General features: G+C 70.1%; 11 protein-coding genes. 6 read left to right on the forward strand and 5 right to left on the reverse strand.

All coding sequences use genetic code 11. The annotated features are described in order from the left end of the window. Positions 1–24 precede the first annotated feature (24 nt). The 4 genes from ACIBQX_RS08715 to ACIBQX_RS08730 are packed head-to-tail and all read right to left on the reverse strand — an operon-like array spanning position 25 to position 5,797. Positions 25–1,161, reverse strand: a complete 1,137-nt coding sequence (locus ACIBQX_RS08715) for an acyl-CoA dehydrogenase family protein (protein WP_397002169.1) — start codon at positions 1,159–1,161, stop codon at positions 25–27. 6 nt (positions 1,162–1,167) lie between these two features. Further along, positions 1,168–2,079 carry a hydroxymethylglutaryl-CoA lyase gene (locus tag ACIBQX_RS08720; protein WP_397002171.1) on the reverse strand — a complete coding sequence of 304 codons (912 nt, stop codon included), beginning with the start codon at positions 2,077–2,079 and terminating at the stop codon, positions 1,168–1,170. Further along, the gene (locus ACIBQX_RS08725; protein ID WP_397002173.1) at positions 2,079–4,220 is read right to left on the reverse strand and encodes an acetyl/propionyl/methylcrotonyl-CoA carboxylase subunit alpha; all 2,142 of its coding nucleotides are present in this window, start codon (positions 4,218–4,220) and stop codon (positions 2,079–2,081) included. The genes ACIBQX_RS08720 and ACIBQX_RS08725 overlap by 1 nt, the downstream gene beginning before the upstream one ends. A gap of 8 nt (positions 4,221–4,228) precedes the next feature. Then, complete coding sequence (locus tag ACIBQX_RS08730) at positions 4,229–5,797, reverse strand: carboxyl transferase domain-containing protein (RefSeq protein WP_397002175.1); 1,569 nt, start codon at positions 5,795–5,797, stop codon at positions 4,229–4,231. A gap of 64 nt (positions 5,798–5,861) precedes the next feature. On the opposite strand from ACIBQX_RS08730, the gene ACIBQX_RS08735 reads away from it, so the two are divergent. The 5 genes from ACIBQX_RS08735 (at position 5,862) to ACIBQX_RS08755 (ending at position 9,432) form a co-directional block, all read left to right on the forward strand. After that, positions 5,862–6,458, forward strand: coding sequence for a TetR/AcrR family transcriptional regulator (locus ACIBQX_RS08735; RefSeq protein ID WP_397002177.1), 597 nt, complete (start codon positions 5,862–5,864; stop codon positions 6,456–6,458). An 86-nt stretch (positions 6,459–6,544) separates the two neighbouring features. Then, positions 6,545–7,069, forward strand: a complete 525-nt coding sequence (locus ACIBQX_RS08740; protein WP_397002179.1) for a PadR family transcriptional regulator — start codon at positions 6,545–6,547, stop codon at positions 7,067–7,069. After that, positions 7,070–8,047, forward strand: a complete 978-nt coding sequence (locus tag ACIBQX_RS08745) for an ATP-binding cassette domain-containing protein (RefSeq protein WP_397002181.1) — start codon at positions 7,070–7,072, stop codon at positions 8,045–8,047. Next, positions 8,044–8,904 carry an ABC transporter permease gene (locus tag ACIBQX_RS08750; protein ID WP_397002183.1) on the forward strand — a complete coding sequence of 287 codons (861 nt, stop codon included), beginning with the start codon at positions 8,044–8,046 and terminating at the stop codon, positions 8,902–8,904. Before ACIBQX_RS08745 ends, ACIBQX_RS08750 begins: the two co-directional genes overlap by 4 nt. 114 nt (positions 8,905–9,018) lie before the next feature. Continuing rightward, the gene (locus ACIBQX_RS08755; protein WP_397002185.1) at positions 9,019–9,432 is read left to right on the forward strand and encodes a hypothetical protein; all 414 of its coding nucleotides are present in this window, start codon (positions 9,019–9,021) and stop codon (positions 9,430–9,432) included. Between the two features lie 52 nt (positions 9,433–9,484). Here ACIBQX_RS08755 and ACIBQX_RS08760 read toward each other — a convergent pair whose 3' ends face one another. Beyond that, positions 9,485–10,831, reverse strand: a complete 1,347-nt coding sequence (locus ACIBQX_RS08760; RefSeq protein ID WP_397002186.1) for a hypothetical protein — start codon at positions 10,829–10,831, stop codon at positions 9,485–9,487. A gap of 239 nt (positions 10,832–11,070) precedes the next feature. On the opposite strand from ACIBQX_RS08760, the gene ACIBQX_RS08765 reads away from it, so the two are divergent. After that, positions 11,071–13,251 carry a thiamine pyrophosphate-dependent enzyme gene (locus ACIBQX_RS08765; protein WP_397002187.1) on the forward strand — a complete coding sequence of 727 codons (2,181 nt, stop codon included), beginning with the start codon at positions 11,071–11,073 and terminating at the stop codon, positions 13,249–13,251. The last annotated feature ends 55 nt before the right edge of the window (positions 13,252–13,306 follow it).

Below are 13,306 nucleotides of genomic sequence, written 5' to 3' on the forward strand. Positions count from 1 at the left end.
TCGTGGTAGATGTTCACACGGGCCTCACAGATCGCCGAGGCCGAGCTGGCGGGCGATGAGCATCCGCTGGACCTCGCTGGTGCCCTCGCCGATCTCCAGGATCTTGGCGTCACGGTAGAAGCGCCCGACGGGGAACTCGTTCATGAACCCGTAGCCGCCGAAGATCTGCGTGGCCTCGCGGGAGTTGTCCATGGCGGCGTTGGAGGAGACGAGCTTGGCGATCGCCGCCTCCTTCTTGAACGGCAGGCCCGCGCGCATCCTCTCCGCCGCGTGGTAGTAGGCCAGCCGTGCGGTGTGCGTACGGGCCTCCATGTCGGCGATCTTGAACTGGATGGCCTGGTAGTGGCCGATCGGGTGGCCGAACGCCTTCCTGTCCCTGACGTACTTGAGGCATTCGTCCACGCAGCCCTGCGCGAGTCCGACGCCGACGGCGGCGATGGCGATGCGGCCCTCGTCAAGTGTCTGCAGGAACTGCGCGTAGCCGCGGCCGCGCTCGCCGAGCAGGTTCGCCGCGGGCACCCGGCAGTCGGCGAACGACAGCTCGCGGGTGTCGGAGGCGTTCCAGCCGACCTTGGAGTACTTCTTGGAGACGGTGAAGCCGGGCGTCCCGGCGGGCACCAGGATCGTGGAGATCTCCCGCTCGCCGGTGAGCGCGGCCACGCCGACGACGCCGGTGATGTCGGTGCCCGAGTTGGTGATGAACGCCTTGGTGCCGTTGATCACCCACTCGCCGCCGTCCAGGACGGCGGTGGTGCGCATGCCGCCCGGCACGTCGGTGCCGCCGCCGGGCTCCGTCAGGCCGAAGGCGCCGAGCATCTCGCCGGAGGCCAGCCGGGGCAGCCACCGCGCACGTTGGTCGTCGGTGCCGAACCGCAGGATCGGCATGGCGCCGAGCGACACCGCCGCCTCCAGCGTGATCGACACGCTCGAATCGACCCTGGACAGCTCCTCCAGCGCCAGGCAGAGCGCGAAGTAGTCGCCGCCCATGCCACCGTGCTCCTCCGGGATCGGCAGCCCGAACAGCCCCATCGCGCCCATCTGACGCACGATGTCGTACGGGAACTCCCCGCGCTCGTAGAAGTCCCCGATGACCGGGGCGACCACGTCACGCGCGAACGCCTCGACGGTCTTGCGCAGCTCTTCGTGTTCAGCGGTCAGCATGAGCGGTCAGCCTTTCGAGAGGGCCTGGACGACGCGGGAGGGGCTGGGCCGGCCCAGCCGCTCGGCCAGCCAGGTGCTGGTGGTGACGAGTTTGTCCAGGTCGAGCCCGGTCTCGATGCCGAGGCCGCGCAGCATCCAGACGAGGTCTTCGGTGGCGAGGTTGCCGGTGGCCGACTCGGCGTAGGGGCAGCCGCCGATGCCTCCCGTGGAGGCGTCCACCGTGGTCACCCCCGCCCGCAGCGCGGCCAGCGTGTTGCCGAGCGCCTGGCCGTAGGTGTCGTGGAAGTGCACCGCCAGCCGGTCCGGTGAGCCGAACGCCTCGATCAGGGCGGTCACGTGCCCGGGGGTGCCGACGCCGATGGTGTCGCCGAGCGAGAGCTGGTAGCAGCCCAGGCCGAGCAGCCGCTCGCCGACCGCCACCACCTGCGGGACCGGCGTGGCCCCTTCCCACGGGTCGCCGAAGCACATCGACACGTACGCGCGCACCCGCATCCCGGCCTCCAGCGCCCTGGCGACCACCGGCTCGAACATCTCGAACTGGCTCTCCAGGCTGCGGTTCAGGTTCTTGGCGGCGAACGTCTCGGTGGCGCTGGCGAAGACCGCGATCTCGTCCACGCCGTGCTCCAGGGCCCGTTCCAGGCCGCGCATGTTCGGCACCAGCACCGGGTAGCGGACGCCCGGCCGGCGGTGCAGCCTGGACAGCAGCTCCTCGGCGTCGGCGAGCTGAGGCACCCAGCGGGGGTGCACGAAACTGGTCGTCTCGATCACCTTGTGCCCGGCGTCGGCGAGCCGGTCGACGAACTCCGCCTTCACCTCCACGGGCACGATCGCCGCCTCGTTCTGCAGCCCGTCGCGCGGGCCCACCTCGTGGACGGTGACCTGATGCGGAAGGTCCCGCATCGGATACGACCTGCTCATCACGCCTCCTCACTGGTCACTGTGCTTGTCACAATGGCCAGTACGGCGTCCATGTCCACCGGCTGGCCGGCCTGCACGGGCAGCTCCGTGACGAGGCCGTCACGGGGGGCGGTGACGGTGTGCTCCATCTTCATGGCCTCCACGATCAGCAGCGGCTGCCCTTCGCCGACCCGGTCGCCCACCTGGGCCTTGACGACCAGGACGGTGCCTGGCATGGGGCTCCTGACGACGCCGTCCCCGCTGCCCGCCGCGCCCGGCCGGTCGCCCGGGTCGCCGATGCGGTGCCGCGTCAGCGCCCAGGTGTGACCGTCCTTACCGAGCCACAGGGTCTCGCCGTCGCGCGCCCAGGCGTACCTCTCGGTACGGCCGTCCAGGGTGACGGCGAGACTCTGCCCGCCTGCCCGCAGGGTCGCGGGGAAACCCCGCTCCACTCGCGCGGCCGCTCCGGCGGCATCGCGCGAGCCGAGGTGCTGCTCTGCCGCTCCGGCTGCGGCTGCCGTACGGACCTCGGCGGCCTCTCTCGGCAGGCCGCGCACCCGGACCTCGTGTACGCCGTCCCGCGACTCCAGGCGGTAGGCGGTCCAGGCCGGCGGGCCGACGCGCCAGCCGTCGGCGATGTCCCAGGGGTCGGTGCCCTTGGGGGTGTCGTGGAAGACGAGCGCGGCGGTGGCCAGGACCTCGTCGGGGACGGCCGTGGTGGGGAGCAGGTCGGGCAGGATGCGTTCCACCAGGCCGGTGTCCAGCTCGCCCGCTTGTACGGCCTGGTGGGTGAGCAGGGATCGCAGGAACGGGATGTTGGTGGTGACGCCGAGGATGGTCGTCTCGCCCAGGGCCTGGTCCAGGGTCCTCAGGGCGGTCGCCCGGTCGGGGGCCCAGGCGATGACCTTGGACAGCATGGGGTCGAACTCGCTGCCCACGACCCCGCCTTCGACGAGCCCGGAGTCCACCCGTACGAACGGTTGCGCGCCGTACAAGGCGCCGAACTCCGCCGGACCCACTCCCGCCGGCCCGGGGCCGAGGTGTGCGGCGCCGGCCGGCGGGGTTCCCGGGGGCGAGGCCGGGGTCGGGGGCGGTTCGTGGAGGGTGAGGATGCGGCCGCCGGTGGGGAGGAAGGTCCGGGCGGGGTCTTCGGCGTAGATGCGGGCTTCGACGGCGTGACCCGTCAGGCGTACCTCGTCCTGGGTGAAGGGGAGGGGGCGGCCGGCGGCGACGTGGAGTTGGAGGGCGACCAGGTCCAGGCCGGTGACGAGCTCGGTGACCGGGTGTTCGACCTGGAGGCGGGTGTTCATCTCCATGAAGTGGTAGGCGCCCGTGGCGCCGTCGACGATGAACTCGACCGTGCCCGCGCCGGTGTAGCCGACGGCGCGGGCCGCTTCGACGGCGGCGGAGCCCATGCGCTCGCGGGTCACGGCGTCCACGAAGGGGGACGGGGACTCCTCGATGATCTTCTGGTGCCGCCGCTGCAGGCTGCACTCGCGTTCGCCGAGGTGGACGACGCCGCCGTGGCCGTCGGCGAGGATCTGGATCTCGATGTGGCGCGGGTCGCCGATGTAGCGCTCGATCAGCAGGGTGCCGTCGCCGAAGGCGGCGGTCGCGGTGCGGCGGGCGGACTCCAGGGCGTCGGGCAGGTCGGCCGCCGAGGTGACCAGGGCCATGCCCTTGCCGCCGCCCCCGGCCGACGGTTTGATCAGCGCGGGGAAGTGCCGCCAGGTGGTGAGGTCGTCGCCGGGCTCGGCGGCGCCGGGGACGACGGGGACGCCCGCGGCCGACACCGTGGCCTTGGCGCGGATCTTGTCGCCCATGGCCTCGATGGCCCCGGCCGGTGGGCCGACGAAGACCAGACCGGCCTCGGCGCACCGGCGAGCGAACAGGGCGTTCTCCGCCAGGAACCCGTACCCCGGATGCACGGCCCGCGCCCCGGCCGCCCCGGCCACCTCCACAATTGCCGAAATATCCAGATAATTCGGGATCTGGTACGCGAGGTCGGCCGCCACGACGTGCCGGGCCCCGGCGTCCGAGGCGGTGTGCACGGCCACCGACGTGATGCCGAGTGTGCGCAACGTACGGATGATCCGCACGGCGATCTCGCCCCGGTTGGCGACGAGCACGCGCTCGAAGGGCGCGCTGGGTGAGTGAGCCATGTGCACCGTCACATCCGGTAGACGCCGTAGCCGATGGGGTCGAGCGGGGCGTTGGCCGCCGCGGAGAGGGCGAGGCCGAGGACCGTGCGGGTGTCGAGCGGGTCGATCACGCCGTCGTCCCAGAGCCTGGCCGTGGAGTAGTACGGGTTGCCCTGGTGCTCGTACTGGGCCCGGATCGCGTCGGCGTCCGCGTCGCCCACCGTGGTCAGGACGTTCGCCGCCTGCTCGCCGCCCATGACGGAGATGCGCGCGTTCGGCCACATCCACAGGAACCGGGGCGAGTAGGCGCGCCCGGCCATGGCGTAGTTGCCCGCTCCGAACGATCCGCCGATCATCACGGTCAGCTTGGGCACCCGCGCGCACGACACGGCGGTGACCATCTTGGCACCGTGCTTGGCGATGCCGCCCGCCTCGTAGGCCTTGCCGACCATGAAGCCGCTGATGTTCTGCAGGAACACCAGCGGGATCCGCCGCTGGTCGCACAGCTCGATGAAGTGCGCGCCCTTCATCGCCGACTCGCTGAACAGGATGCCGTTGTTGGCGACGATCCCCACCGGGTGGCCGTGCAGCCGGGCGAAGCCGGTGACGAGCGTGGCGCCGTACTCGGCCTTGAACTCCAGGAACCGCGAGCCGTCGACCAGTCGCGCGATGACCTCGCGCACGTCGTACGGCTGCCGGGTGTCGGCGGGGACGATTCCGTAGAGGTCGCGCGGGTCGTACGCGGGCGGCTCGGGCTCGGTCGTGTCCCAGGGGCGCGCGGCGCGGGGGGCCAGCGTGGAGACGATGTCGCGGACGATGGCCAGCGCGTGCGGGTCGTCCTCGGCGAGGTGGTCGGTGACGCCGCTGACGCGGGCGTGCAGGTCGCCGCCGCCGAGCTCCTCGGCCGTGACCTCCTCGCCGGTGGCCGCCTTCACCAGCGGCGGACCGCCCAGGAAGATCGTGCCCTGATCTCGTACGATGACGGCCTCGTCGCTCATGGCGGGCACGTACGCGCCGCCGGCGGTGCAGGAGCCGAGCACGGCGGCGATCTGCGGGATGCCGCGCGCCGACATCGTGGCCTGGTTGTAGAAGATGCGGCCGAAGTGCTCGCGGTCGGGGAAGACCTCGTCCTGCTTGGGGAGGAAGGCGCCGCCGGAGTCGACGAGGTAGACGCACGGCAGGTGGTTGTGCAGCGCCACCTCCTGGGCGCGCAGGTGCTTCTTGACGGTGATCGGGTAGTAGGTGCCGCCCTTGACGGTGGCGTCGTTGGCCACCACCACGCACTCGCGGCCGGAGATCCTGCCGACGCCGGTGATGATGCCTGCGGCGGGCGCCTGGTCGTCGTACAGCCCGTTGGCGGCCAGCGGCGACAGCTCCAGGAAGCGCGAGCCGGGGTCCAGCAGGCCGTCGACGCGGTCGCGCGGCAGCAGCTTGCCGCGCTCGACGTGGCGCAGCCGCGAGCGCTCGGGGCCGCCGAGGGCGGCGGTGGCGAGGCGTTCGAGGAGGTCGGCGGCGAGCCGCTCGTTGAGCTCGGCGTTGCGCTTGAAGGCCTCGCTCGCACGGTCGGCGGCCGACTTCAGCACCGGCCAGTCGCTCATGTGTCCCCTCTCATCATGGCCACGATGTTAGCCATCATTAACGTAACCGTCTAGCATGTGAGACGTGACCACTGCCCAGGCACCTACCCGGAATCGCGGCAACAGGCGTGCGGAGATCCTGGCGGCCGCCGCGAGCCTGTTCGCCGCGCGCGGCTTCCACGGCGTCTCGATCGAGGACATCGGGGGTGCCGTCGGGATCTCGGGCCCGGCGCTCTACCGGCACTTCAGCGGCAAGGACGCGCTGCTGGCCGAGATGCTCCTGGACATCAGCTCGCGGCTGCGCGAGTCGGCGGTCGCGGTCGCCACCACGGCGCGCGGGCCGGGCGAGACGCTCGACGCGCTGCTGCACGCGCAGATCACCTTCGCACTGGAGCAGCCGGCGCTGATCACCGTGCACGACAGAGAGCTCGGCAACGTGCCCGAGCGCGAGCGGCGGCAGATCAGGCGACTGCAGCGCCTGTACGTCGAGGAGTGGGTGACCGTCCTGGCGGAGCTGCACCCGTCGTGCCCGCCGGCCCGTCTGCGCGCGGCCACCCACGCGATCTTCGGCCTGCTCAACTCCACTCCGCACAGCGCCGGCGAGCTGCCGCCGCAGGACATGCGGCCGCTCCTGCACGCCATGGCGCGCGCCGCGATCGAGGCTTCAGTTAACGCCCGCTAACATCCCGCCGATCCGCCGAAAGCGTCTTGTCGTGTCTACTATCTAGATATATCTTTCACCTATCTCGATAGGTGAGAGGTGACAGCATGCGCGACCCCCGAAGGTGGCAGGAGCCACCGGCCCCGTTCCCGCCGATGCCTTCCATGGCCCCGGACCTGGACAGCTCGCCGAGGGTGCGGCGCGGGGACGTCCGAGCCGCCCTGCTCAGCCTGCTCAGCGAGGGGCCCAGGAACGGCTATCAGATGATCCAGGACATCGAGGTCCGCAGCCGCGGCGTCTGGCGCCCCAGCCCCGGTTCGGTCTACCCCGCGCTCCAGCAGCTCGAGGACGAGGGCCTGGTCCTCTGCGACGACGGCGGCGGCAGCCGCACCTACCGGCTGACCGAGCGGGGCGCCGAGGAGGCAGCCCGCCACCTCGGCCGCGAGGCGCCCTGGGACGAGGTGGCCCGCACCGTGCCGGAGGACCGCCACGAGCTGCGCCTGCTGTGGGCGCAACTGGGCGAGGCCTTCGTGCACCTGGCCCGGACGGCCAACGACCAGCAGGTCGCCGAGGCCAAGAAACTGCTCACGCAGACCCGGAAGTCCGTGTTCCAGATTCTGGCGGAGGATTGAATGAGCACCGAAACGGCTGTGGCCGTCGACAGGTTACGCAAGACGTACGGGAAGATCGAGGCCGTCAAGGGCGTGGACCTTGAGGTGGCGTCGGGAGAGGTGTTCGGCTTCCTCGGGCCGAACGGCGCGGGCAAGACCACCACCATCAGCATGCTCTGCACACTGGTGAACCCGACCGGCGGCACCGCCACGGTCGCCGGGCACGACGTGGTCAAGGAGCGCGACGAGGTCCGCCGCAACATCGGGCTGGTCTTCCAGGACCCGACGCTCGACGGCTACCTCAGCGCCGAGCAGAACCTGCGCTTCCACGCCGAGCTGTACGGCGTGCCCAAGGCCGTCGTCGGCGACCGGATCCGGCAGGTCATGGAGATGGTCGCGCTCTGGGACCGCAAGGACGCCAAGGTGATGACGTTCTCCGGCGGCATGAAGCGGCGGCTGGAGATCGCCCGCGGTCTGCTGCACTCGCCCCGGGTGCTGTTCCTGGACGAGCCGACCGTCGGGCTCGACCCGCAGACCCGCGCGGCCATCTGGGGCTACATCAACCAGCTCCGGATCAGCGAGGACATCACCATCTTCATGACCACCCACTACATGGACGAGGCCGAGTACTGCGACCGGATCGCGATCATCGACCACGGCGAGGTGGTGGTCATCGACTCCCCCGAGAAGCTCAAGGCCAGCGTCGGCAAGGACCGGGTGCAGATCCACACCCGTGACGACGAGGCCGCGATCACGGCGCTGCGCGACCGGTTCGGCCTGGAGGCCGCCGTGCACGAAGGCGCCGTGACCTTCGCGGTGGCCTCGGGCGAGGAGTTCGTGCCACGGCTGTTCGCCGAGCTCGGCATGCCCATCACCGCGGTGAGCGTGTCGCGTCCCTCGCTGGACGACGTGTTCATGTCCTACACCGGTTCCACGATCCGCGACGCCGAGGCCGGCGACGACAGCATGGCGTGGATGCGCACGATGGCGAGGCGATGACCATGGCCACGGAGGCGATCAGGGTGCGGGTGCCCGCCCGCAGCGCCGGTCACGACCTGCGCGCGGTCAAGGTGGTGCTGCACCGGGAGATGCTGCGCTTCCTCAGCGACCGCACCCGCATGATGTCGATGCTGCTGCAGCCGGTGCTCTGGCTGTTCGTCATGGGCACCGGGCTGGGCTCGCTGGTGCAGGGGTCGATCCCGGGAGTGGACTTCCGTACGTTCATGTACCCCGGCATGATCTCGATGACGGTGATCATGACGGGGATGTTCTCCGCCGGGTCGATCGTATGGGACCGCGAGTTCGGCTTCCTGCGCGAGATGCTCGTGGCGCCGGTCTCGCGCGCCGCGATCGTGGTGGGCAAGTGCCTCGGCGGCGCGATCGTCGCCACCGGGCAGGGCGTCATCATCCTCGCCATGGCCGGGCTGGTGGGCGTCCCCTACTCCCCCGTCCTGATGCTCACGCTGCTGGGCGAGATGTTCCTGGCGGCGTTCACGATCACCGCCTTCGGCGTGATGCTCGCGGCCCGGATGAAGAACATGCAGACGTTCTTCGGGCTGATGCAGATGGCGATCATGCCGATGATGTTCCTGTCGGGGGCGATGTTCCCGCTGGCCAACCTGCCGTCGTGGCTGCACGTGCTAACCGTCGTCAACCCGATGACGTACGCGGTGGACCCGATGCGGCAGGCGGTCTTCGCGACCCTGGACGTGCCGCCGGCGGTGAACGCGACGCTCAACCCGGGGGTGCAGTGGTTCGGCTGGCAGGTGCCGATCCCGGTGGAGCTCGGGCTGGTCGCGGCACTGGGAGCAGTGCTGCTGGGCGTGGGGATCGCCCAGTTCAGACGCGCCGACTAGACCCTCCTGGTTGGAGCGCCAACCAAAGTCTGGTGTTCGAATGCAGAAAGAGATTCACGGACGGTAACTTTCCCCATGCATGCTGTGACATCCCTCTGTGGAAAGGAACCCCCCGTGTTCAGTTTGCAAGCTCGAATGAGCGACTTCGAAGTCAGGCTCTCCGCCCTCGAGTCTCGTACAGTGAGTGGTGTGCCTGAGACGACAATCGCAGAACGTTTCACCACCCTTCACGAGCGGGTGGACGCGGTCGCAACCAACCTGCTCGACAAGATCGATGAGCGATTCAACCAGCTCAGTGCTCAGACGGATGTGCGGTTCGCGCAGGTCGACCAACGGTTCGCACAGGTCGACCAACGGTTCGCGCAGGTCGACCAACGGTTCGCGCAGATGGACGAACGGTTCGCACAGGTCGACCAACGGTTCGCACAGGTCGACGAACGATTCACCAAGGTGGACGACCAGCTCGGCGAGATCAAGAGCATGCTTCTGAGCCTGGGAGCGACAGCCCCCGCCGATCGGGTCAACTAGACGTGACGGAGGCCCGGGACGGGTTCGTCCCGGGCCTCTTCGTTCTACGGGATCAGCGCCTCACGCGGACGTAGTCCGAGCGGCTCGTGTCGCCGTTGGTGTCCTCGTCGCCGCCGTAGACGAACCTCCACCTGCCGGAGTCCCAGGCCCTGACCGTGGTGAAGAGCCTGCCGCTCTCGCCCGACCAGGTGGACTTGACGTACCGGTAGGTGTCGGAGCCGTTGGCCTTGAAGTACAGCCGGACCTTGCCCCGCTGACCGTCCCAGTCGCCGTCGTCGTCGATCTGCAGCGCCGCCCAGATCCGCAGACGGTCACCGCGCTCGACCGGCTCCGGGGAGGCGTTGAAGCCGATGATCCGGCTGTCCGACTTCTCCGGTGGTTCGGTGACCCGGACCCAGTTGGGGCGGCTCACCGAGCCGTCGACGCCGCGGGCGCCGCGGAAGTCGGCCCGCCACCAGCCGGACTCCTCGGCCGTGGTGGAGACCCAGAAGCGACCGTGCCGGTTGGTCACGTCACTGGTGACGTACTGCCAGTGCCGTGAGCCGTGCGCCTTGAACCGGATGGTGACCCGCTGACCGGGCAGGGCGCGGTCGTCGGTGCTCAGGGTGCCGGTGAAGCTGAGCCTGTCGCCCTTGGTGACGAGCTCAGGGCGAGCGTCGAAGCCGGTGATGCGGCTGTCCCGGTCCCGGACCCTGACGCTGACCCGGTCGGTGTCGCTGACCGAGCCGCCGGCCGCGGACGTGGCGGCGAACTCGGCCCGCCACCATCCGGTGCTCTCGGCGCGCACCCTGGCGGCGAACCAGCCGTTGCGGCCGGAGGTCACGTCGGTGACGTGCCGGTAGGCGTCGGTGCCCCGGTCGCGGAAGGTGATGGTGACCTTCTGCCCGCTGTAACCCTTGTCGTCGAGTTCGAGCCGGCCGGAGACCCGGATGCCGTCTCCCGCGTCGACGCGGTCGGGGTTGGCGTCGAACTCGACGATCTTGGTGGTGGGAAGCTCCTTCTTGACCTCGAAGGCGCCCTTGGTGGAGGCCTCGCCGTCGCCCTTGGCGATGGCGAGGAAGTTCCAGGTGCCGGCCGAAGCGGCGTCGAAGGACTTGGTGGCGGTGAACCGGGTCCAGTCGCCTCGCTTCGCCCCGGCGTCGACGTTCACCGGAGTGAAGACGCCCGTCTGGCCGGGCGCCTTGAGCTGGAACTCGGCGCTGGTCGCGTCCTTGGCGAAGAACGTGAACGTCGCCGTGACGGCCTTGCCGGAGACGACGATCGGTGATGCCGGGCTCATCCGGACCTTGGAGATCTCCGGTGCCGCGACCTGGACTTCCGCCGACGCGGGCGGCGTCAGGGCCAGGGCCCCGGCGCCCATCGCGAGCGCGACGGTGACTACACGGATGCGTTGTAACATACGGGTTTCCTTTCTGGACACCCCAGTGGTTTCAACGCGGCATTGAGGGTGCCACGTGTTTCGTCCCAGTAGACGCCGCACCAAGGTCCAAAGTTCTCAATTCTGACAATCTGTCAAAGAGTTGGGTCAAAAGGACCGGTCCAGAACATCTCCCCGCCGACTGGCAGACGGGAGAGCCGACGGCAGACATAATCGGCACTGTGGCGCGCGACACAGTTGAGACTCATTTCGTTCAAGCGGTGGCCGCTCTCGAGACGGGCGCGGTTCGAGATCCCGAGGGTCCCGTCCGCGAGGGGACCACTCTCACCGGCGAGCAGTGCCGTACTCTCTACCAGCGTCAGCTCGACAGCCGGCTGCTCGACATCGCCGCCCGGTGGCTGCGCGAGCAGGATCTGGGCTTCTACACGATCGGCTCGGCCGGGCACGAGGGCAACGCGGCCGTCGCCGCCGCGCTGCGGCCCGACGACCCGGCCCTGCTCCACTACCGCTCGGGTGCCTTCTACCTGACCCGGTCGGAGCAGGCGGGACGGCTGGCCGAGCAGGGCATCCGCGACGTCCTGCTGGGCCTGACCGCCTCGGCGGAGGAGCCCATCGCGGGCGGCCGGCACAAGGTGTTCGGCCATCCCGACCTCGCGGTCATCCCGCAGACCTCCACGATCGCCAGCCACCTGCCGCGGGCCGTCGGGGTGGCCTTCGCCATCGAACGGGCCCGCGCGCTCGACACCGCGGCGGCCTGGCCGGACGACGCGATCACGGTCTGCAGTTTCGGTGACGCCTCGATCAACCACGCCTCGGCGCTGACGGGCTTCAACACCGCCGCCTACGCCACCCACCAGGGACAGCCCCTGCCGATCCTGTTCGTGTGCGAGGACAACGGCATCGGCATCAGCGTCCGCACGCCCAGGGGCTGGGTGGAGGCGGCCGCCCGCCGGCCCGGCATCGAATACTTCACCGCCGACGGCTGCGAGCTGGCCGACGTCTACGACACGGCCCTGCGCGCCGTCGCGTACGTGCGCACCAGCCGCTCCCCCGCCTTCCTGCACCTGTCCACCGTGCGGCTGATGGGTCACGCCGGCTCCGACGTCGAGGCGGCCTATCGCACCCAGCGGGAGATCCGCGCCGACCTGGCGCGCGACCCGCTGCTGGGGTCCGCCCGGCTGCTGGTGGAGGCCGGGCTGAGCACACCGGAAGAGCTGCTCAAGCGGTACGAACTGTCGCGCGAACACGTACTGCGCATCGCGCTGGAGACCACCCGCACTCCGCGTCTGACCTCCGCCAAGGAGGTCATGGAGCCGATCGCGCCACGCCGTACCGACCTGATCGCCAAGATCAGCCCGGTCGCGGCGGAGAGCGCCGTCAGGACGAAGGCGTTCGCGGGCACGCTGCCCGAGACGGAAGAGCCGATGACGCTCGCCCAGTCGATCAACCGCACGCTCGCCGACGCGCTGGCCGTCTACCCGGAGATGATGGTCTTCGGCGAGGACGTCGCCAAGAAGGGCGGCGTCTACGGCGTCACCCGGGGCCTGCAGAAGCGGTTCGGCGGGGGCCGGGTCTTCGACACGCTCCTCGACGAGCAGTCCATCCTCGGGCTGGCGCTCGGCGCGGGGGTGTCGAAGCTGCTGCCGGTGCCGGAGATCCAGTATCTGGCCTACCTGCACAACGCGCTGGACCAGATCCGCGGCGAGGCGGCCACGCTGTCGTTCTTCTCCCAGGGTGCCTTCCCCAACCCGCTGGTGGTGCGGGTGGCGGGCCTGGCCTACCAGAAGGGGTTCGGCGGCCACTTCCACAACGACAACGCCGTCGGCGCGCTGCGTGACATCCCTGGGCTGGTCGTCGCCGCGCCGTCACGCCCGGACGACGCCTCGGCCATGCTCCGCACCTGCCTGGCGGCGGCCCGTACCGAGGGCTCGGTCTGCGTGTTCCTGGAGCCGATCGCGCTGTACCACACCAAGGACCTGTTCGACTCGGGCGACGGCGGCTGGCTGGCCCCGTACGCGCCGCCCGCGCGCTGGCCGGAGACGCACGTCCCGATCGGCCGCGCCCGCTCCTACGGCGACGGGCGCGACCTGACGATCGTGACGTTCGGCAACGGGCTGCGGATGAGCCTGCGCGCGGCCGTCCGGCTCACCCAGGAGGGGGTCAGCTGCCGGGTGCTCGACCTGCGCTGGCTGGCGCCGCTGCCGGTGGAGGATCTGGTACGGGCGGCGGAGCTGACGGGCAAGGTGCTGATCGCCGACGAGACCCGGCACAACGGCGGCGTCTCCGAAGGTGTCATCGCCGAGCTCGTCGACGCGGGGTTCCAGGGCAAGATCGCCCGGGTCACCTCGGCCGACAGCTTCATCCCGCTGGGCGCCGCGGCGAACCATGTGCTGCTGTCGGAGGAAGAGATCGAGGAGGCGGCCCGCAAGCTGCTGAGCTGACCGGCCCGACGGCTGGTCCGTCATCTCGGCGAGGCTATTACCTAGAAAACAGGTA

The sequence above is a fragment of the Nonomuraea sp. NPDC049714 genome (assembly GCF_044465295.1).
Lineage (GTDB): Bacteria > Actinomycetota > Actinomycetes > Streptosporangiales > Streptosporangiaceae > Nonomuraea.